General features: G+C 38.1%; 12 protein-coding genes, 1 tRNA gene and 2 pseudogenes. 9 read left to right on the top strand and 6 right to left on the bottom strand.

The genetic code is table 11. The annotated features are described in order from the left end of the window. Window positions 1–160: 160 nt before the first annotated feature. From prfA to DK880_RS05550, 4 genes and pseudogenes are all read left to right on the top strand, one after another. Window positions 161–1,234 carry a peptide chain release factor 1 gene (gene prfA / locus DK880_RS02540; protein ID WP_109997256.1) on the top strand — a complete coding sequence of 358 codons (1,074 nt, stop codon included), beginning with the start codon at window positions 161–163 and terminating at the stop codon, window positions 1,232–1,234. A gap of 187 nt (window positions 1,235–1,421) precedes the next feature. Beyond that, window positions 1,422–1,494, top strand: a tRNA-Lys gene (locus DK880_RS02535). 548 nt (window positions 1,495–2,042) lie between these two features. Next, window positions 2,043–5,606 carry a sodium:solute symporter family transporter gene (locus DK880_RS02530; RefSeq protein ID WP_109997255.1) on the top strand — a complete coding sequence of 1,188 codons (3,564 nt, stop codon included), beginning with the start codon at window positions 2,043–2,045 and terminating at the stop codon, window positions 5,604–5,606. A 150-nt stretch (window positions 5,607–5,756) separates the two neighbouring features. Beyond that, window positions 5,757–6,470, top strand: a pseudogene (locus DK880_RS05550) (Rpn family recombination-promoting nuclease/putative transposase). Window positions 6,471–7,088: 618 nt separating this feature from the next. Here DK880_RS05550 and DK880_RS05190 read toward each other — a convergent pair. Next, on the bottom strand, window positions 7,089–7,274 hold the full coding sequence (locus DK880_RS05190; protein WP_162534132.1) for a hypothetical protein: 186 nt from the start codon (window positions 7,272–7,274) through the stop codon (window positions 7,089–7,091). Window positions 7,275–7,408: 134 nt separating this feature from the next. On the opposite strand from DK880_RS05190, the gene DK880_RS02515 reads away from it, so the two are divergent. The 4 genes and pseudogenes from DK880_RS02515 to DK880_RS02505 all read left to right on the top strand — a co-directional run bounded on the left by DK880_RS02515 (window position 7,409) and on the right by DK880_RS02505 (window position 12,653). Next, entirely contained in the window at window positions 7,409–7,771 is a 363-nt protein-coding gene (locus DK880_RS02515) for a hypothetical protein (protein ID WP_109997253.1), read from the top strand. A 60-nt stretch (window positions 7,772–7,831) separates the two neighbouring features. Further along, window positions 7,832–8,093, top strand: a pseudogene (locus tag DK880_RS05545) (transposase); the annotation flags it as partial. Window positions 8,094–8,529: 436 nt separating this feature from the next. Beyond that, entirely contained in the window at window positions 8,530–9,558 is a 1,029-nt protein-coding gene (gene holA / locus DK880_RS02510) for a DNA polymerase III subunit delta (RefSeq protein WP_109997252.1), read from the top strand. Window positions 9,559–9,659: 101 nt separating this feature from the next. Next, a complete protein-coding gene (locus DK880_RS02505; protein ID WP_109997251.1) occupies window positions 9,660–12,653 on the top strand; it encodes a tetratricopeptide repeat protein in 2,994 nt (997 codons plus the stop codon). A gap of 565 nt (window positions 12,654–13,218) precedes the next feature. Here the strand turns inward: DK880_RS02505 and DK880_RS02500 are convergent. From DK880_RS02500 to gatC, 4 genes are all read right to left on the bottom strand, one after another. Beyond that, the gene (locus DK880_RS02500; protein ID WP_204082240.1) at window positions 13,219–13,845 is read right to left on the bottom strand and encodes a hypothetical protein; all 627 of its coding nucleotides are present in this window, start codon (window positions 13,843–13,845) and stop codon (window positions 13,219–13,221) included. A gap of 389 nt (window positions 13,846–14,234) precedes the next feature. Further along, a complete protein-coding gene (locus DK880_RS02495; protein WP_162534130.1) occupies window positions 14,235–16,718 on the bottom strand; it encodes a bifunctional UDP-N-acetylmuramoyl-tripeptide:D-alanyl-D-alanine ligase/alanine racemase in 2,484 nt (827 codons plus the stop codon). Between the two features lie 27 nt (window positions 16,719–16,745). Beyond that, a complete protein-coding gene (locus tag DK880_RS02490; RefSeq protein WP_204082239.1) occupies window positions 16,746–17,795 on the bottom strand; it encodes a lysylphosphatidylglycerol synthase transmembrane domain-containing protein in 1,050 nt (349 codons plus the stop codon). 38 nt (window positions 17,796–17,833) lie between these two features. Next, a complete protein-coding gene (gatC, locus tag DK880_RS02485; protein ID WP_109997247.1) occupies window positions 17,834–18,226 on the bottom strand; it encodes an Asp-tRNA(Asn)/Glu-tRNA(Gln) amidotransferase subunit GatC in 393 nt (130 codons plus the stop codon). Window positions 18,227–18,822: 596 nt separating this feature from the next. Between gatC and DK880_RS02480 the strand changes: the two genes are divergently transcribed. Continuing rightward, a complete protein-coding gene (locus DK880_RS02480) occupies window positions 18,823–19,842 on the top strand; it encodes an N-acetylmuramoyl-L-alanine amidase (protein ID WP_162534129.1) in 1,020 nt (339 codons plus the stop codon). Window positions 19,843–20,155: 313 nt separating this feature from the next. Here the strand turns inward: DK880_RS02480 and lnt are convergent, their stop codons facing one another. Next, window positions 20,156–21,841 carry an apolipoprotein N-acyltransferase gene (gene lnt / locus DK880_RS02475; protein WP_109997245.1) on the bottom strand — a complete coding sequence of 562 codons (1,686 nt, stop codon included), beginning with the start codon at window positions 21,839–21,841 and terminating at the stop codon, window positions 20,156–20,158. Window positions 21,842–22,128: the final 287 nt, after the last annotated feature.

The raw sequence follows: 22,128 nt of genomic DNA, 5'->3' as shown, positions 1-22,128 counted from the left end.
ACACTTCTTATTTTTTAATGCCATTCTCTCGAAATGCATTTTTTAAAATCTTAACTTTACGCAGGATATAGGAAGACATTATACCATTGTAAACATGAATGGATAATTGTATCTAAAATCCCAAACTACTAGTAAGCTAATATAAGGAGGCCGTTCATATATGATAGAAAAGTTAAAAGCCATAAAGGAACGTTTTCATGAGATAGAATCAGCTATTTATCAACCAGATCGTGTCAACGATATCAAGGCATATGCTGCCCTTAATAAGGAATATAGTAAGCTCTCGAAAATTGTTGCTTTATACAGTAGGTACGAATCTGTTTTAAGCAATATAAAAGAAGCCAAGGAGATACTACACCTTGAAAAAGACGAAGCCTTTCGTGAAATAGCTAAGCAGGAACTTGCGCTTGCGTTGGATAAAAAGATTGTATTAGAGAAGCAGTTACGTGATGCATTGATCCCGAGTGATCCCAATGATAGCCATAATATTGTTTTAGAGATTCGAGCAGGTATTGGAGGAGATGAAGCAGCTATTTTTACAGGAGATTTGTTTCGGATGTATAAGCGGTTTGCGGAAAAGATGAAATGGGAACTTTCGCTTATCTATACCTTAGAAGGTACTGCTGGAGGATGGAAAGAAATTGTCTCTACCATTAGTGGTAAAGACGTATATGGACTTATGAAATATGAATCTGGTGTGCATCGTGTGCAGCGTGTGCCTGCTACAGAAGCACAAGGACGTATACATACCTCAGCAGCTAGTGTAGTAGTATTGCCAGAAATGGGTGAGGTGGAGGTCAATTTAGATTTAAATGATGTACGCAAAGATACCTTTTGTTCCTCTGGGCCTGGTGGTCAGTCTGTGAATACAACCTATTCAGCTGTGCGGTTGACCCATATACCTACTGGATTGGTGGTCTCCTGTCAGGATGGAAAATCACAGATTAAAAATTATGAAAAAGCCTTGAAAGTGCTGCGCTCAAGGCTGTATGATAGGGAAGTGGAAAAACAACAAGCTGCTACCAGTATGGAGCGAAAGTCTATGGTAAAACGTGGCGATCGAGGAGATAAAATTAGAACCTATAATTTCCCCCAAGGTCGTGCAACAGATCACCGCATTGGCTATACCGATCACAATTTAGCTGCTTTGTTAGATGGCTCCATATTAGAGATGATTGAAGCATTGCGTGTGGCAGATCATGCGCAAAAGCTGCAATCAGGAGAAAGTATATAAAATGTACATTTATGTACCTTCCCCATTGTAACATTACGCAATGGGTGCAGCACTATAAAAAAGAAACGAATGCCCTAAAAAAGAAATTAAATTTCGCCCGAAATTGAAAATTTCAAAACAGAAAAAAGCTTGTAAGGTTTTTTTTTATTTTATAAATTGTATAAACTTAAGCTATCTGTTTATTTTTGATCTCGTAGCTCAGCAGGTAGAGCATCTCCCTTTTAAGGAGAGGGTCCTGGGTTCGAATCCCAGCGGGATCACCCCTTCTATTGTATTGATGGCATCAGCTATACCGTAAGGAAATTTTTATATATACATTATACCTTTTCTTTAGCTGGGCTACATTACCAATGCTTCACAATAATTCATTCTAGTAAGAACGAGAATCCCCTTTAACACTGCATTGTAATGAGGTTATATTAACTTACCTCTTTTATAGTAAGAAAACACTAATAAGCTAAACAAATAACCTGCATTGAATCATTTAATAATGCAACACGCATTCGAAATTAGATAAAGGTTGATTGACATTTTTCTTACACTACCTATCATACCATTTTGATGCTACTTTCCTAACTAAGGCATAAGGTTAACCTATGTTTCCTATAGCTGTTTCATTTTGTATAATAGAATTACCGGTATGCTATCTAAATAATGATTAGGTAGCTAAGTTATACAAACAATTCTAATACATAAATGTAAAGTCCTTGGTTTTATAGCATTATATATTGTATACTTAGCTGTGGTTAAACTATAGTTGTTGTATCATAGGCTATAGCTGTATGAAACTAATTTTTTATTATTCACAATGACACTATTCAATAATTTACCCCTTGTAATGGTAATAGGGTTTCTGCTATTGACCTTAGTAGTAGGTTTGTATTACAGTAGGAAAGTAAAGACTTTTCGGGAATATGCAGTAGGCAATAAGCAATTTGCTACGGCTACGTTGGTGGCAACAGTTTTGGCTACCAGGTTTGGTGGAGGAACATTGATACGTACGGTAGAATCGGTCCATAGCGGTGGTTTATACTGGATAGGTATATGGTTACTTGCTTGTTTGAATATTTGGCTTATCAGTAAGTTAACGTTGCGTATGGGGCCGTTTATGCATCATTTTTCTATAGCGGAGTCTATAGGAAGTGTTTATGGCAAATATCCAAAGGTTATTACTGCTTTTGCTAGTATTTGTAGTGCTATTGCTGCACTCGCTGGGCAAATTACTGCTATGTCTATGGCTATTCGTATGTGTATAAATGTAGCTAATCCTCAGTCTATTATTATTCTTTCTTCTGTAATCCTTATTATATACTCTACTTTTGGAGGGATTCGTGCGGTTACTTTTACAGACGTATTACAACTTATAACTTTTACTCTTGTTATTCCGTTACTTGCTGGATCTATCTTTGCAAAGATAGATATTACCTCTACAGAAATAATCTCTTTCTTACAAGCTCAACAAAAATTTCAATTTAAAAACGTATACCATTACGATTTGAAGCTCATAGGAATGTTATGCCTAATTTTATCTAACCTAGTAGCTAATATACAAGCTGTAACTATACAAAGGGTATACATGTCTACTAACCCTATCCAAGCAAACAGAGTATTTTTGTACGCTAGTATTTTTGGTACCCTTATAGTAGGATGTATTATACTTATTGGGTTATTTGTTTTTATAATAGCACCGGAACTCCCTCAAGACAAAGTATGGAACTATATAATGGGTACAATTCCTTCGTTTTTTAAGGGGTTTATTTCTATTAGTTTATTAGCTATGACTATGTCTACAGCTGATTCTTACTTGAATACCTGTTCTGTTATGGTTAGCCATGATATTATAGGGACGTTAGAAAATATCAGATTTCCTTATGTGCATCGTTTTAGATTAGCTAGATTTATTACTCCTATTGTAAAAACTTTTTTACAAAAAAAAATCGCTCACCCACTTCTATTTATCCGGTTAATTGCCTTAATAGTTGGATTAATTTCCATGGTTGTAGCATGGCACTGTAATGATTTATTAAAATTATTGTTGAAAGTTTTTGATTTTTCTGTTCCAATTATAACAGCTCCTTACATTCTAGCTATTTTTGGTTTTAGAAGTAGTTCTTATACAGCTTTAATTGGGATGATTGTAGGTGCATTTTCCATTTTAACATGGAACAAATGGGTACAACCAATGGTTATCAATGGCTCATTCTTTTGTATGCTAGCCAACGGCTTAGCTATGCTAGCCGCCCACTACCTATTGCCGCAACCCGCAGGAACCGGCTGGGTGCCTCCTGATAAGACGTACCAACAAGTGCAGCAAGAGAAGGAAAGAATGAAGCGACGTAATAAAAGAGAACGAGCTGCTTTTTTTACAAAAGAAAATTTAACAAAGCTCAAGCCCAATGCCATTACAGTTGTATTAGTAGGGATTTATCTGGTTATAGTTAGCTTAGTTAGCAATTATTACTATAATGGGCAAGCAAAAGATTTTTGGAAATGTCTTCCTTTTTGTATGCTAGGGGCTGTGTATATAGGCTATGTAGCTTTCTTTACTAACAAAATCTCAGATTGGGTAGTAGGCAGCTGTTGGTTTTTTAGTTTGTTAATTGCGCTCCCCCTCCACCTTCTTCTTAATTGCTGTCTTTGCAAAGCACTCTTATTCCCCTTCCTTTTATTTTTTATCCATGGGGCGGTTCTACTATGGGCATTACCGCTCTACTGGAGTCTACGGGGCGTGCTTGTTACGATGGGCATCATAATGGTTATTTGTTGCTGCAAATCAACCATACTATGGCCTGCTTCTACGGAGTTACTGCCCGTGTTAATAGCTGGCTTATGTCTCTTAATAGGGATTGTGTACTTCAAGTACCAAAATAGGATGCAGCAAGAGCGGGTAACTTATTTCCTGCAGCAGAACGAATACAAAGCATCCTACGAACTAAAAAAGTTAGCCTACAGTGAAGAGCTCCCTACTGCTTCTTCCCCCCAAAACGCCTTAGCTCAGGAGGGAACTATTTTAGAAAAAGCCATCCAAAATGTTACGCAATCTATTGCCTTTGTAAACAGTACTACCCCCTTCCTCAAGGAAGACTTCCAAAGCATCCTAGATAAATTTGCAGAATGGGCCTACTATTTTAGATCACGAGCCAAACGCCAAGACCAGCTTCTTTTACAACCAAGCATTATCCTGTTAGAAGCGCTTATCGATGCAGGTGAGGTAGCCTACCAAAAAGAAAAAGGCTACTTACCTGGTTTATGGGTAGAGGAATTCGTAAATATGCCCGCTACGATGCTAGGCGATAGGGAGCAGTTGGTACGGCTTTTGTTTCTGGCCTTTAGCTATGTAAGGCAATCCAGCGTTTCTCCGCGCGCCCCTATTACGCTACAGCTGCAGTCTACCCAACTGCGCTACAAAAAAAGAGAACCGCTTGAAGAAAAAGAATCCCCTGATTGTATTACTTTCCCTGCATTGGCGTTGGTAGTACATACAGAAAATAAACAGATCCCCCTGCCTACCCTACAAGCAGTATATGACGTGGAAAGCCCTGCGACTACCCAACCAGTGGATCCTTTTGTATCCCAGCACAAGGTAAACCTACGCAAAAAAAATTTAGCATCGATTGTGCATGCGCACTATGGGCTTCTGTTGTTGCCCCATGCAGAACAGTTGGTCTGCCTACTCCCACTGGATGTGACCCAAGTAAGAGAGGAAATGTTAGGGCTTTCCTTACCAAGAGAAGCGGGTACGCAGGAGGAAGCCTCTATTACGCCCCATGAAAAAACCGTATCGTTAGCAAAATTATCAGCATTTCATGATTGGATTCCTTCCTTTGAAAGTATAGATCCTTTCCTTATTGCAGAAATACTGCTCTTACTGCGGCGCTGCTATGGATTTAAACGGCATGCATCGGGGCAGCTTTTTTATGTACGTGCCGTAGGGATTGCCGAGTGGGTAGCTGCCTGGACAGATGGCCATGCTAAACTGGTTTATGCGACGCTGCTGTATGATTTGGTCCGCTATACCAGACTGCCGCTTTCCTATATCAAAGGTAATTATAATATGGGGGTGTACTGTTTTGTAGAGAATGTAATCGCTATAGACAGCCGGGAGCGTTTAGAGGAATCGCTGCTGGCTATTGCCAACCGCTTGAAGGAATCCTTGCAAAAAGAGCATATTTCTGTACTCTATGTGAAGCTGGCAGAGCGGCTATACGATTTAAAACATGCTTCCGGTTACAAAGATCCTGCCGTTGTACAAGCCATGGCCAAAGAAAGCTTAACCATCGATGTGGAGCTGGCCCAGCGCTATGGAGAACCAGGTATGGCTATTCTTTTGAAGCAGGCAGCTGAGGAAGCATTGCTTATAAATAAACAATAGCATTCATTTGGTAATGATACTTTTGTATGTAAGATTAAGTTAGCTGCAAGTAATTACATACCAAGCTAGTTTTTCAAGGATACAGTTTATGCTCTGTTTGCGTTTCAACCATAAGACAGTATGACCAGCCATCTAAAATAGGATGCTTTAATCAAAAAGATCTTAACGGATCAACTAGCTGCACAGGAATTCCTAGAACACTATTTACCAGCTGACTTCAAAGCGCTTGTTGATTTAGATTTAAGTCAAATCACCATAGAAAAAGAGTCTTTTGTTGAAGATGATCTTAAAAGAAAACTAACCGATCTCCTCTATGCTGTTAAAACCAAAAATCGGGAAAAAGCTTTTGTCTATGTATTAATTGAAGCACAAGTTATACCAGATCATTGGATGGCATTGCGCTTATGGAAATACATGCTTTTGTTATGCGAACGCAATAGGAAAAATAAAAACAGGTTACCTTTAATATGTCCTATTGTAATTTACCATGGCTCTAAACCATACCATGCACCCAGAAATATATGGCAATTGTTTAGCAACCCTGAACAAGCCCCAAAATGAATGGGGGAAGATTATCAGCTCATTGATTTACAGAGTATGCCAGATGATGCCATTTTACAAAAGAAACATTTGGCTATGTTTGAATACCTGCTCAAACACATCCATAAACGCGATATGCTCAAATTATGGGAAAACGTATTTACACACTGCCAACACGCCCTCTTAGTAGATAAAGAAAAAGGTTCTATTTGTATAAAGGCTTTGGTATGGTATAGCGATGCTAAGTTACCGGAAGAAAAACAGGCGGCATTAGAACGGGTCATCTCGAGTCATTTATCTAAAGAAGAAACAAGCTACGATTAGGATAACCATTGCACAAAAATACATCGAAGAAGGCAGACAGCAGGGAATAATGCAAGGTATGGAACACAGGGGATGAAAAGGGTATGGAGAAAGGTATAATGCAAGGCGGCTTCCCCTTAACATTGCATTATAAATGAGGTTATATTAACTTGTCCTATTGTATTGTAGAGGGGAAATAAAATTAACAAGGTAAACAAATAACCTGCATTCAATAATACAACACGCATTCGTAATTAGATACATGTTGGTATATATTAAAACATTTCTCTTACACTACCTGTCATACCATTTTGATACACCCTTCCTATTGAAGGCATAAGGTTAACATATGTTTCTTATGTTTCCTATAGCTGTTCCATTATGTTGTATAATAGCATTATTTGTGTACTATCTAAACAATGATTATGTATCAAAGTTCTACAAACAATTTAAATATATAAATGCAAAGTACTTGGTTTTATAGCTTTGTATACTATACTTATCCATGGTTGTATAGGGCTTCTGTATGTTATAACAGATTGTAGCTGATTTTGCTAACAAAATCCCAGATGGGGCAATAGGCAAATATGGGTTTATAAGTGTATTAGTTGGATTCCCGTTCCATCTTCTCTTTAGCTGCTACCTATGCAAAACACTTTTAGTCCCCTTCTTTTTATTTTTTACCCATGGAACGGTTCTATTGTGGACACTTCTGTTGTATTGGAGCCTAAGAGGGCTAGCTATTACGGTAGGGGGTATGCTAGTAGCTATTTGCTGTTGTAAATCAACGGTAAGTAGGCATCCTATTACACTATTATTGCCCATAATAGGATTTGGCGTATTGCTTTTGGTGGGTAATGTTTGGGCAAAAAACAGTATTGTACAAAAGGACGTAATCTTTATTTCTTGCAGAAATAAGCTACTCAAGAAGCCTATGAACTAAAAAAGTTAGCCCTACAGTGAAGAGCTTCCTACTGCTTCCCCTCAAAACGCCTACTGCTTCCCCTCAAAACGCCTTAGCCCAGGAGGGAACTATTTTAGAAAAAGCCATTCAACATGTTACGCAATCTATTGCCTTTGTAGAGGGTACCACTCCCTTCCTTAAGGAAGACTTTCAAAGCATCCTAGATAAATTTGCAGAATGGGCCTACTATTTTAAGTCACGGGCCAAACGCCAAGACCAGCTCCTTGTACAACCAAGCGTTATTCTGTTAGAAGCGCTTATCGATGCAGGAGAGGTGGCTTACCAAAAAGAAAAAGGTTACTTAGTCGTCTCTGAATCATTGTTTATTTATTTGTTTATCAGAATAAAAATGATTTAATTTGGATTAAGTAATAACCCTATTTTGAGTTGTTGTATATAAAAACCTTACAAAATAGGGATGAAAGAAAAGAAGATATATCCTAATTGGGATAGGTTGTTTGAGCAACGCTTATCTGGTTTTTTGAACCCTAAACACAGCTTTCCAGTTAGCTGATTGGATTCCTTGGCAATGCTTGGAATCAGATTTAGACCGCTATTTTAGCTATGGCTCTGGCCAGCCTCCTTTATTTATTCGTTTAATTGTAGGCATACGTGTTATCAGTCATATGTATAAAGTTTCTGATGAACAAGTAGTGCTTATATGGGTAGATAATCCTTATATACATATAATCAGTTGTAATTATTTTATATACTAAGCATTGCTCTCAGAACGATTATATCTATATAATGGTCAGTTGAAATAGAACCTAGCATTCCATTTGAATACGAGAAAAAGATAGACAAAAAATAAACCTATTGTGTAATAAATATTTCAGGGACGATTACTTAGAACCCTAGCTAACTTAAAAACGTTGAGAGGCGGTGAAGCTGCTACGGAGCTATGCAAAAAAAAAAATAATTAGCTACCTTACCTACATTGATGGGGCAGTATACAAATTATATTTTTGTATTTTGTAAGGTAGATGAGGTATAACAAAGGATAATTTACGTATCTAGATGCACAAGTATATAAAGAAGCGATCCACGTACAAACAGGTTATCCGATTAGAAGCCACTGGCAAGCTAGCATCGTTTACCTAGGTTTTAAACATATGTATGATACAATCAGCTGAAACAGTTCTGCAGAAATTACAACAAGGTAGCTATGCCCCTATTTATTTTTTACAAGGAGAGGAATCCTACCATATAGATGCCATTACGAAGCAGGTAGCGGATACCTTACTAACACCAGCTGAAAGAAGCTTTAATTTAACCATTTTTTATGGTAAAGAATGTAGCATGGCTGCCCTGCTTACGCAAGCTAGACGTCCCCCCATTGGTACGGCTAAGCAAGTGGTTATCGTCAAAGAAGCACAAGAAATGTCAGATTTAAAGCAAGCAAATGGTCAAAAGCTACTGTTAAATTATCTACGATGTCCTTCAGCTGCTACTGTATTGCTATTTGCTTACAAATATAAAACCATAGATGGCCGAAGCTTGTTGTATAAAGCGTTGGCCAATCATACAGTAGTAGTCACTGCTCAAAAGCTATATGCGCAACAGCTTCCTGCTTTTATTCAATCTATCGTAAAGAAAATGGGATGCACGATAACGGATAAGGCCATTGGGATGCTACAAACCTGCCTAGGTAATGATTTGACTAAAATTGCTAACGAGCTCCATAAGTTAGGTATTAACCTTACCGAAGGCAGTAGCATTACAGATAGAATGGTAGAAACCTATATAGATTTATACCAACCTTTTAATATATTTGCCCTACAAAAGGCTATTATGCAAAAAGACTACGCTAAAAGCTGTCAAATCGTTGGCCAAAGTGCCGCAAATATACAAGCTCATGCGGCCTTGCCAGTAGTAGCGTTGCTGTATAATTGCTTCTCCAAACTAATCGTATTGCATGAAACCAAAGCCACTGAACTTACGATGTTAGCACAGCAAATTGAAGTGCCCCCTTACTTCGTGCCAGATTATCTTAATGCACTAAAAAACTATACGCTACCCCAAACACTACAAAATATAACCTATATCTATCAGGCTGATTTACAGTTGAAGGGTATCGAACCCGCGCCAAGCACCCAGCAAATTTTACAGCTGTTAGTTTTTAAATTATTGCATGAGATACATTAGGGCGCAATGAAGCATATAATTGCTTAAAATTGTAAAAGGTAATAAGCTAATAAGATTGCTTACCGTTTAAAAAAAATAGCTATCCATTCATTACAACAGTTATGTTACTATTCCTACAGCGTTTTGTCCTTGTGTTGCTATGTGTAAACAGCCTATCCCAGGCAAGTTTAGCAGTGGCTTCCCCCATCATAGCATCTCCACAGCTGCTTTTTGATAAAGGCATGGTATTATCTCAACAACAGAAGCATAGCACCGCACAAAAGTATTGGGAAGCCTATTTAAATAATACTGGAAAACAGTGTAATAAGACTGAAGCAGCTTACTATAGGATTGTATCCGCTTTAGAAAATCAAGAACCTGATGCAGAACTGCTTGTCCAGCGCTTTATCCTACATTACCCCCATAGCCAACACGTAGACAGCTTACGCTATCGTTTGGCTAAGTTTTTTTTCAAACAGGGTTCCTTGTCAAAGTGTCTCCTACTATACCATACCATCCATATAAAAAGATTATCTCCTGCTGAGCAAGAAAGCTATCCCTATGAGCTGGGAAACGTTTACTTAACAGCCAAAGATTGGTCAAAAGCAAAAAAAAAATTTACTGAGATTAAAAATAAAACCCATCCGTACTACTATCCTGCCCAATTACGCATGGCCTATATAGCGCTTAAGCAAGAGAAGTATGACCAAGCCATTGCTACTTTAGAAGCTATTAGTAAGCATATCAATGACTTGCCAGAAGCAATAAGCTTAACATTAGAAATCTACCACAAATCACGTAACTTTGAAAAGTTATTGGCCTATATACCTCATTTGCCAGCTACAGCTTTTACGAAGCAAGAGCAGCTGCTGATAGGCGATGCTTATTTCTTTCTCAAACAATATCAGGCAGCTGTTAGCCATTACCAAGCTTACTTACGTGATGGAGTCTATGATCCAACAACTGCTGCTAAGTTGGGTTATGCGTTTTATGCAATGCAACAATATACGCAAGCCCTTACCTACTTTAAACCATTACTAAATCAATCAGACCATAATGCTCAAATAGCAGCTTACTATAGTGGACTGATCTACGAAACTACGCATGCCACACAAGCGGCTATAGAAGCATTTGAAAAAGCTGCTAAACAAAAGTTTAATATAGAACTAGCTGATTTAGCTAGTATCAAATGTGCTGGTCTCTACTATCAGCAGGGTGACTTACAAGCGGTTATCCAAGCTATGGGTACTTTTACGCAAGAAAATAAAACCAGCAAGCATCTTATCAGTGCTCAAATTATGTTGATAAAGAGCTACTATCAAACAAAATCATATACCGAAGCGCTAGATTACATTGCAACACTACCCTATAAAAATGAAACGATTTTAAAGTTGTATCAAAAGCTGCTTTTTTACCGAGGCCTAGAAGCATATAACCAAGGAGCGCTGGACGTTGCACTATCCTATTTAAAGCAATCCTTGCATTTTCCCTTTAAGGCTGCTTTAGTTACACAAGCACATTTCTGGATAGCAGAAGCTTTTGCCGGATTGGGAGCGTATGCAAAAGCCTTAAAGTTTTACACCCAGCTCATGCAGCAAGGTAGTGCGAACGCATTGTATCATGAGAGAACATTATATGGGTTAGCCTATGCCTATTTTAATACGGGTAACTATAAGGCGGCAATGACTACCTTCAAGCAATATGCAGCCCTTCTTCCCGAACAACCCGCTGCTTCTATGCATTATGATGCCCTATTGCGGCTAGGGGATTGTTATTATGTAGATAAAAATTATAAAGAAGCTATAACGCTCTATGAGCGTGTATATGCTTACAACCCTGCTCATGTGCGTTATCAAGAGGCATTGATTCATCAAATCATGGGTAATACAACAGCTGCTACACAATGCTTACAAGAGATCATTACCCAACATGCCCCAACCAACTATTATGAGAAAGCTTGCTATCAAGAAGCCTGTATGGCATTTGATGCAGGTCATTACGAAATAGCTATTCAAAAATTTAGTGCTCTCCTACAAAAAGAGCCAACGCTTGCCTTACAACCGGACCTGTTGATAAAGCGTGCCTTGGCTTATGAAAATCTGCAAAAAAAAGAAGAAGCTGTTGCTGATTATATCGCTATTTTAGAAAAGTTTCCTACGCATGCCCATACAGAGAGTGCTTTAATGGCTTTATCTCAGCTGTCAGCTGCAGAAGGGAAAGCGCGGCAAGCAGATTATTTACAAAAGTATAAACAGCTACCCAACGCCTTAAGCAGCCGTTCTGATGCACATGCTTTGGATGCTATTAAAAAGTTATTTTACGGCCAGGCCTATCATAAAGTCTTACAGCAGCTGACTGTTTTTTATACATCTTATCCCAATAGTACGCTGCTACCAGAAGCTTATTTTTTAATGGCTGAAAGCTATTATAGGTTACATAAAATCAGTCAAGCGCTTCATTACTATAAAAAAGTAATCGAGAGCAATCAGCATGCGCTGCATATAAAAGCCGGATTGAGACTAGCTAGTATTATGTATCAGCGTAAGCAATTTCAAGAAGCACTTGGTTATTATCAAAAACTGCAAAAAATGGAACCAACAGCCAAAGCTTATGAACAGACCTTAATGGGCATAGTGAAAAGCAGTTTTGTACTCAAAAAACAGCAAGCTACCCTAGCTGCTTGCTGGCAATTGCTCAATAATCCTAACGTAACTTCTGTTGAAACAATACAGCAAGCACATCTTTATTTAGGGAAAGTGTTTATGCAACAGTCAGAATATAAAAGTGCTAAAAGCCATTTTATGAAGGCCAACATGCCGCTACATACTGTTGCGGCTGCAGAAGCACAATATTTATTAGCCCATACAACTTTTACATTAAAAGCCTATCAAGATTCCTTAAATAGCTTATTTGCGCTTATAGAAAAATATCCTCATCATATAAATTATATAGATCAGGCCTTTTTGTTAATGGCAGATAATTATATACGTTTAAATAATTTTACGCAAGCCAAAGCAACTTTAGATTCCATTATAAATAAATCAAAAAATAAAAAAACCATTGCAACCGCAAAAAAGAAAAGGAACAAGGTATCCGCTGCATTAAAAGCAAAATAAAATAATAAGGAATAGTATAGAATCTGCTGCTGGGCTTGCTGCGTTAAGTAATAGCCTATGTGTTTTAATGCGCCAATCATTGATTTTACCTTAGGGCCAAAAGTAGCTGATGTAACTTGATGTAATCCCTTTAGGAAGAGCAGCTGTGCAACGTTTGCCACATTATCTACAACGGCCATGGCGCACATGATAATCGATTAAGGCTCGGGGTGCTATCGCTACAGGATCACCACAGAAACATATGTCTGAAATAGGTAGATCAATAACTTCATTTGCTTCCGTTGTAGTATGCGCTCTACTTGCATGAACAGGTTGTCCGCCTCTGTTTGTATCTTTTTTAGGTTGCGTAGGACATAACCTATCACCTGAACGGGCATTTTTTCTTTTTCTCTAGGTGAAAAACTTCGTTTTGTGGATCATGGTTTCTTTTTAAATAATTTTGTAAGTACATATTTGCATTTTTATATGCATTTAATTTTGTTTTTAAACATTTTCCAATAAAGTCTCTTAAATCATCTGCAATAACATCAGAATTTAAAACTGATCTTTTAGGATCAACTCTTCTCTATATAAGCGTTATATTAGGCCCATGCAGCATATCTTTATAAATAGCTGCTGTTATATGGGGTTTCCCAAATACGTTATTTTCTTGGATGCTATCTCCTATAATGGCGAGATCCTCAAAACTTTCTCCCCTGCATAGCTGTGTGCTTAAAGGCAACCATCCATCATGTTTACCTTGTTCTTTTTTCGTTATAATCTTGGCATATGCTCTCTGAAAGGGATATAGTTTCGAGGCTATGCTGACGATTAAGTTTTTATTACGCATTTCCCCAAAGTTATTTACATAACTACCTACCAACCTACAAGGGATATCATGTGTCTCTTCACGTAAAAATGAAATTACTTGCTTTATATGGTTACTATCTGGCTTTAAATCGCTTATACCAGGGAATAGCTGAAAATCATTCCCTATTTTTAAAATAATAGCAAGATTTATAATATCGCTGCTACGTAACACTACGGCAAAGTCATATTCTTGTTGATTAGGGGAATGAATTTCCTTGGTTTTACATACTTCAGAAGTGTGTGTGGATGGCCCAGGATGGGTTGGTTGATACATAGTTGTTGGAATATTTTTATTACACCCTATGTTCAAATAGCTAAACCCTACTAACCAAAAGTTTAACATACAATTTTTTATATGCATAAGTAGCTGCCTATTATTTTAATTCATTCAATTTGTAAATTATCTGAAATAAAAAATTACCCTTCGTTAAGAGTCCCCAGTGTGTGGTTTTATAAAAATGTAAATTATTCAATCCCCTTATAGGAAATTAAACGCATACAATATTTATTACACTTGTAACGAAGTACCTAATTTACTACATGTATTCAATAGCTGTTACGCATTACATAATTTTTCTTTTTTATACAAAAATGTTATTGCATTCGTTAAATCCTTAATGCGTTTAGTATTTGTAATTTGTAGTCCTTTTTAAGTATACCTTTTGGCTATCTATTTTTTTAATAAGAAAGAGCAATTTAAACAAGCATATTTGAATTATGCTATTTCCCCTATTAAATATAATAAATACGTTTCACCCTTTGGCTTATTTGTGTAAGTATTTCATAGGAAGTACTGCCAATTTGCTGTGCTACAGCCTCTACAGAATGCTGTGCATTAAATATAATTACCTCTTCCCCTCTTTTTACTGGTTTGTTGGTTACATCTACCATGGATCTGTCCATACATATATCGCCTATAATCGGACAATAATGGTTTTGGATTATGACGTGTCCTTTTCCATTTCCAAATATTTTATTTAACCCATCTGCGTAACCGATGGGTATGATAGCAATAGTCATGGCTTGCTTGGCTAGCGCTTTGCGGTTATAGCCAATAGTTGCACCTTTTGGAACCTCTTTAACTTGGGAAACAGTTGTTTTCAGTGTGCTGCTGGGCATAAGATGCGGTTGTATGCTTGGAGCTACCCCTACGCCATGCAGGCCAATACCCAATCGCACCATATCAAATTGAAACTGTGGGAATCGTAAAGCGCCGTTGCTATTTAAAAGATGTTTTAAAGGTTGTGTGCCTAGTTTTTCTTCTATATACTGTGTCATTTGTCTAAATCTTTCTGCTTGTAGTAAGGTATAGGCATCCTGCTCTGCTGTGCCAGAAGCAGCTAGATGGCTGAAAAGGCTTACGACTTGTAAGGAAGGACATTGTTTTAATTGCTTTAAGAGGGTGTTAAGTTCGGTTGCTGAGATACCTAAACGATACAGACCTGTTTCTAATTTAAGGTGAATGGGAAGGGTAGGTTGAACGACTTTTGTTTTTACAAAACAGATCAGTTCAGCTAAAAGGTCTACACTATAGATAGATGGTTCCAATTGGTAATGGAGTATGTTTTCCCATTGGTCATTGGCTGGGTCCATAACTATAATGGGTAGCGTAATGCCCTGCTCACGTGCACGAATACCCTCCTCTACATAGGCTACGCCTAAATAATCTAAACCATAACGTTGCAGCAGTAAGGTTAACTCGTGATTGCTACTACTGCCATAATTGGCTGCTTTTACCATAGCCATAACTTTAGTAGAAGCATTTAATTTACTTCTGAAGTAACAGATATTGTGGCGAATAGCTTGTACATCTATCGCTAGAATACTACCATAGTTGTTGTTTTCTAAGCGTTTTACAATGCGTTCTAATTGAAAGGGACGTGCCCCTTTTATGAGAATTACTTCCTCTGTAAAGCTTGGTTGATGGGCTATAAAAGCTTCTACTGTATTAAAAAAGCACTTTTCCGGTAGGGTAAAGAGGGTGCTATACGCGCTTATAGCAGTACCAATACCTATGAATCGGGAGATAGGATAGCTTTGTATTACATGTGCTATGCTTGCATAGAGCGCATGACCCGATAGGGCGGATTGTAGCATATCAGATAGAATAATGGTCTGTTTGGCTTCTTTATGATAAGATTGCATAAAATCCAAAGCTAACTTAAGACTCGTTAAATCGTTGGTATAGCTGTCATCTATCAGCTTGCAACGGTGGATAGCTGATTTAAGCGTGAGACGCATAGGGAGTGGTTTCAATTGAGGGAGTAAGCTTTGCAGCTGAGCGGGGTTGTAACCATTGTCTAATGCATATACCAGGCAATGTATCAGATTTTCTAGGGAGGCGTAGTCTTGGAATGAAACCGTAAAATCATATGCACCATGGGCTGCTTGAATCGTTACGGTTGTCTGTTGTGAGGCTTGTTTTAGGGTTACCGAATAGGTAGCTTCTGTTTGCTTTAATGACCAATTAACCAATGTTTGATTACTAGCATGGCGTTGCTGTAAGAGGGTGTGAATGGAGGTATGTTCCTTGCAATAGTAAACCTTATTGCAAGCGGTAAATAAGTTTGCTTTTTCTGTTAATTTCTCTTGTTCATCTTGGAACCCTTGGCTGTGGGCAGTGCCCATATTGGTAAAGAGTCCATGGGTAGGTTGAATGATTTGGGCTAATTTTGTCATTTCCCCTTTGGTAGAGATGCCGGCTTCAAAGATAGCATACGCATGGTATGGTTCTAGTAAAGCTACGGATAGCGGTACCCCTACTTGGGAATTATAGCTATGTGGGCTGCTAATGGTTTTGTATTGGCTGGATAGCAGTAAATGCATCCATTCTTTTACTATTGTTTTTCCATTGCTACCGGTAATAGCCAATACAGCTATTGGGAACTTGGTTCGATGGAAAGCAGCTAATTGCTGTAAGGCTGTAAGGGTATGCGGGACTTGAAGAATATTCACATCTTTGGCAGGTAGAGAGAAGGAATGATCCCGATTTACTACGAATTGCCGTATCCCTTTTTGGTAAGCCTCAGGCATATATGCGTGGCCATCATGGTTGATGCCTACCAAAGCAAAAAAGAGCGGGAAATCAGTAATGGTCTTGTACCTACTGTCTACGGTTAGTTCTGTTATAGGGAAATTGTCCACTTGCGCAATGATCTCTCCCTTTGTAAGAGACACTAATTCATTAAAGTAGGCAATGGGCATACTTTTAATCAAAAGTAGCTGCTGCGTAGCGTTAACTTACTATGCATTTTTTTCAAGTACCCTATGAATCCACCTAGGTAGAAAAATAATACCTAGCAGTAAGTATAGAAAAAAAGTACAAGCACGCCACAATAATGCTATTAGGGGGGTATAATCACCTAAGATAGGCTCAAAAAATTGTATAAATGAATATTCTGCAATACCACTTCCACCTGGTAAAAAAGGTATCAGCATGAGCGCCCACATGATTACTTGCTTCCCGAACATAGCTACATGTTGGCTTAAGGAAACCTTGGTATAGGCTGCGATAAGGCAGTTTAGGAAACTGTAGCGTGCCATCCAGGTAAAAAAAGTGCAAGACAGAATTTTACACCAAAAAAAGAAACCTTTTCCCTTAAATTCATGGGAAGTAATGACAATATCTTTGCTAATATGGTAAGCAGACCGGCGCCATTTTTTTAAAAACCCAATACTGGTTATGCGTAGTAAAATATATTTTAGCAACGTTGGATTAATGAAAACGCCCATGGTTATAACCAGGGTATAGATACATAATATGAAGTAATTGATAAAGAAAATGGATTTTACAACTGTATCAAACTCATCCGCCATAGCAAACAATGGTTTATACATGCCCCCAAAAGCAGGCATCCCTGCTAGCAGGAAAAAGAAGTTATCCATGATCCCATTTACAATAACATAGGCAAGTGATCTACCCAGCGGGAGTCCTTCCTTAGAAAAAAGAAAGATAGCTACGATACCTCCCCCTACTACTGAGGGAGTTAGAGCAGAGGAAAATTCCCATAGAATGGCAATATAAAAACAACTTGTCCAGCTTAAAGTAGCGTTACTTAGGAAGCGTAATCTACAAATATGGCCTATTTCTCGTAATAGAATGGATGAAAATGCCATACTTAAATAGTACCCATTGGGTCGTCCTAGCTGGGCAATGGTTGCAAGCGTTAGTTTATTGCCCGCTCTATAAAACCAAAAGCCTAGTATAGCTAACCCACATAATGTAGGGAACCATATCCTTCTCAGATTTAATACCTTCAGTGCTTCCAGATTGTTGTTTTCCTGTGTTTCCATACGATTAGCTAGGTGCATTGTAAAAAAATAGTACGGAACTAAGTCCGAACAGCAGGGATACGAAAATAATTTGCATCTTTATCAGGCGCAAGTGCTAGCGCTGCTTCATGCGATAGCACTTGCGCTGCTTCGTCTCTACGTAAATCATTCGCTTGTGCTAGGACAGGGGGGCCTACTTCCGCATTATAATCCTGCTGTAATAATAGATCATCCAGTTCATTTAATTGTTCTACCCAGGCTACTACTTCATTTAAATCACGTAACATAGACGCTCGTTCATGGGGACGTATTTCAAGGCGAGCAAGATACGCCAACTTATCTAATAGTGTATGATCGATTAGCATTATATCTATAAATTTGAAGAAAGATAAAGGAGCCGCTATATTGTGTATGGTATTTCTAATTTTATTGCAATATAGCTCTAAATCCATAAAGAGCCAAAGTGGACACCACTACGAACAGTCTATCCATAGCAATAGGATAATAGCTTGAGGATACCTTGTGTATGCGTAAATAGAAAAGCAAAATTTAAAATGAAAGCTGCCCAGGTCCCATGTTTTCTGTTTTGTGTTTGAGCCGTTTACATTGGCGTAACCATTTACTATGTATACATTTTATGTATATATTCTGAGCTAATTTGTAATATTGTATTTTTTCCACCTTTGATTTAGAAAGTTTTATCTATGTTAAATTAAATGTAGTCAATGCTGTAACGTTACCCATTTTTAAAAGAGGGTATATTTATACATTTTGTTCAAAATTACATAAGATAATAGCAGTTTTACACTTTTTACAGCCTGTAGTATAGGCTATACAGTTTCATGATAAAAAGATAATACTAGAAAAATATGCAAAAAAGAGGTAAGCTGCGGATTAATATTACGCATAAGAAAACATAGGTCCTTTATATATACCATGTACCAACGTAGTTGGCGCATGGAAAAGTATGCCTATAGCTATAATTCAATGCCTATGTTTCTTGGTACCATGTTTCTTTTAAAATTTGGAAAATAAGTTGATAAAAATCATGCATTTAAAGTTTTTAAGTAGAAATTGGCTCTTATTTTTTATGATGAACTGCGGTCATTTAGAGAATGGGAGGTATGGAATGGAAGCTGTATCCCCTGCTTCTGCTTTAAGAGCAGGAGATGCTTTTTTAAAGCAATTGCACAATACAGTTGTATCACCTTGTGTGCTACATGGCGTGGAAGGATATAGGGTAGTACCATTTGTGGATAAACCCAATCGCAATCATTATGATAGTAGAGGGGGTAGCGCAGTGAAATATTTGATTATGCATTACACAGTGTGTGATTTTTGGCATACAATGCACCTATTTACGGAGGATAAAGATTCGAATCGCGTAAGTGCTCATTTTGTTATTACACAGGAGGAGGCAGCAGCTGTTGCTATCGGGAGGGAAGCGGTGCCAGCTGGAAGGTTGATTCAGCTTGTGCCAGATGAGCAAAGAGCTTGGCATGCAGGAGTAAGTAATTGGAAAAATGACGTGAATCTAAACCCATGTTCCTTAGGCATTGAACATGTTAATCAGGGGGGAGAGCTAGACTCCAAACATTTTTATCCTTTTAATAAGGATCAAATACATACTTCTGGGAAAATAAGTCATAATATTGTGAACCAATACACTATAGATCCTGTACATGTATTGGGGCATTCGGATATTGCACCGGGACGTAAATCTGATCCGGGCCCTTTATTCCCTTGGGGTGCTTTATACCATAACCATCAGGTTGGTGCATGGTTGGATACAGAAGAGATAGGGAATCCGGATATGATTAAAAAGAAGTATGGGCTCAGGGGGTTCCCTTGTCCTACTAAGTCTGATCGGGGTGCCTTACTGAGTATGTTAAATTCCTATGGATATTATCGGGACAAAAAGGATAAGGAAGGGCATCTTGATGCGAAAATCATTGCTGCTTATAAGAGTCATTTTTCTGCTAATCAGCGTCCTGATTTATGCGATGCTGTTATTAGGGAAAATGATATGTATTGGGCTTGGGCGTTAAATGTTAAGTATAAGCAATAGCAAGTATAAATAGTTTTGTATCGATGGTTCGTGCGTCCGATGCAGCCTAGTAACTGAATGCTACAAGTGGAGCGGATAGAAACCAAAGAAAATGCATCTACTGTAAATGGATGTTTTCGAAATAGGTAAATTATATTACTGTAGCAACAACCTAAAGGAGCTTGCAAAAAGCAGCAAACTTTTTATGAAGCAATGTATAGGAGTGGAAAGCGTATTTTGTTGATGCGGGCATTTTGGTCTTATGCAAGGCATTGTTTTCTATACCTTGCTGATGTATTGATTACATGGCCTATGCCATATAATTTAATCTGTATCAGCTTAAGTTAAGTAAGCTTTTCTTTTTATACCAACAGGCCATGCATGTGGTAATCAGCAAGCATAAGCAAGCCCATGCAGCTGTTTGGCCAATATAGTCGCCATGCAAGGTGTAAAAAGTCAACGTATTATGCGCATACAGCCGTTGCTGCATAGCAGCCGCCTCCAACCGATTGGTTGCAGCTAGGACATCACCCCGTTGATTGATAAATCCAGAAACACCTGTATTAGCTGAACGTACTATGCTTCTTCTGTGCGCTATAGCCAATAAGCGGCTATAGTGAAAATGTTGATGGTATACAGGCGTATCCCCCCACCAATTATCATTCGTTAAAATAGCCAGTAAGGTAGCTCCTTTTTTAGTAGCTTCTCCTACAAAAGCACCATAAATAGATTCATAGCAATTTACAGGTGCAACTTTAATTTGTGGAGCTATATCAAAAAGCTTAGTGCCATTTCCTTTCCCTAGCGTAGGATCTATATCCCCAATATCTTCGAACATTTGTTTAACCCAAACTAATACTGGTTCTGGGAGAAGATGGGCATAAGGGATATACTCTGCTCCTGGTAATCTCTTTTCTTTATGGTATATATCTATTTTTTTATTATTGTTAAGATGTAGTATACTATTGAAAAGATCAATATATGTTTCCCCTATTTTTCTTGCTGTTTGGGTGGTTTTCGTTGGGCCATATTCACAGAAAGAGCTGGCGCCTGTTATAATATGTACGGTAGGTAGTTGTTGCAGCAACTGCCATATGGGCTGCATGTAAGGATAGTAGGGTATACTTGCTTCGTTCAGCCAAGTATGAATAGCTGATTCAGGCCAAACTATTACGCTAGTTGCGGGTGAGAGGGCTCCTTTAGAAAGCGTTAGCAGCCGATCTATTTGTTTCGCGTAGGGTACAAAGGAAGGAGACGTACAAACTTTTTCCGTATAGCTATTAAAGTTAGGTTGCACGGTTACTACCTCCACTGCTATACCTCTATCGCTATAGCTATAGTATAGTAGTAAGCTGCTTGTTATGGGAAAAAGTATCCAGCAGGCGGTAATTTTTAGCCAAAGGGCTGTAGCGGATTTAAAAAGTAAATGGTAAAGTAAGATATTTATACCTAAGATCCAGAGCGAGCCACCTAATATGCCCGTATAGGCATACCACTGAATCCATGGAGCCATGGCCGCTAACCCATTTCCTAGATTTAACCAGGGGAAAGTAATCTCCCAATATTTCCAGCCAAGATGAGCATATTCTAGCGTCAACCAAGCAGTTAGTAAGCCCATATAACCTATATAAAGCCCACCCCATTTACGCAAGTAGTAGTACAGCAGCCAAGGGACAAAAAGGCAGAAGACATTATACAAAGCTGTAAAAAGAAAAGCGAAAGGAGCCGCATGATACAGCCACCACAGGGTTAACGTATTCCAAAACAATAACGTTAAGAAAACATAGCCTAATCCCGTACACTTCTTGTGTGCAATGCGTGTTTCCATAATAAGTAGCATAGGAATGATAGCTATTCCTAGTAACCAGCCAAAATAAGCAGAGCACCAAGCTAACCCAAAGAAACTACTGCTTAAGCAAACCCAAAACCATGTATACCGCCTGGAGGTTTGCTTAGTAGGGAATCTAGTTAGGAAAGCTATGCCTGAGGGGGATAAAGTAGCATCTAAATAATTGGGCATAAGAGCTATGTAAAATTATAGACCACTACAAGTATAACATATTATAACGAAAAAGCTAAAACTTATGAAGCATAAAAAACATAGTATGCTACAATTATACGATAAATAGCAAAAATTTTACTTTGATTATGGGGTTAAAATTCAAAATGGTGCTGTACTATTATTCCATTTGTTACATAGGGGGTTTCAACCTATTTGCTAGTATAGGTTATAAAACGTGTCAGTTATCTTGTTGGGGGGCAATTTATTACGCGCGTTATTTGTCTTATTTGTTTAATATTGCATTT

The organism is Candidatus Cardinium hertigii (assembly GCF_003176915.1).
Lineage (GTDB): Bacteria > Bacteroidota > Bacteroidia > Cytophagales > Amoebophilaceae > Cardinium > Cardinium hertigii_A.
Note: the sequence above shows the minus strand (reverse complement) of the source record. Positions and strands in the feature narration are given on the sequence as shown.

Coding starts and splice junctions, on each gene's coding strand:
- prfA (WP_109997256.1), top strand. CDS start 161: ATGATAGAAAAGTTAAAAGCCATAAAGGAACGTTTTCATGAGATAGAA.
- DK880_RS02530 (WP_109997255.1), top strand. CDS start 2,043: ATGACACTATTCAATAATTTACCCCTTGTAATGGTAATAGGGTTTCTG.
- DK880_RS05190 (WP_162534132.1), bottom strand. CDS start 7,274: ATGGGCAATAATAGTGTAATAGGATGCCTACTTACCGTTGATTTACAA.
- holA (WP_109997252.1), top strand. CDS start 8,530: ATGATACAATCAGCTGAAACAGTTCTGCAGAAATTACAACAAGGTAGC.
- DK880_RS02505 (WP_109997251.1), top strand. CDS start 9,660: ATGTTACTATTCCTACAGCGTTTTGTCCTTGTGTTGCTATGTGTAAAC.
- DK880_RS02500 (WP_204082240.1), bottom strand. CDS start 13,845: ATGTTAAACTTTTGGTTAGTAGGGTTTAGCTATTTGAACATAGGGTGT.
- DK880_RS02490 (WP_204082239.1), bottom strand. CDS start 17,795: ATGGAAACACAGGAAAACAACAATCTGGAAGCACTGAAGGTATTAAAT.
- gatC (WP_109997247.1), bottom strand. CDS start 18,226: ATGGATTTAGAGCTATATTGCAATAAAATTAGAAATACCATACACAAT.
- DK880_RS02480 (WP_162534129.1), top strand. CDS start 18,823: ATGCATTTAAAGTTTTTAAGTAGAAATTGGCTCTTATTTTTTATGATG.
- lnt (WP_109997245.1), bottom strand. CDS start 21,841: ATGCCCAATTATTTAGATGCTACTTTATCCCCCTCAGGCATAGCTTTC.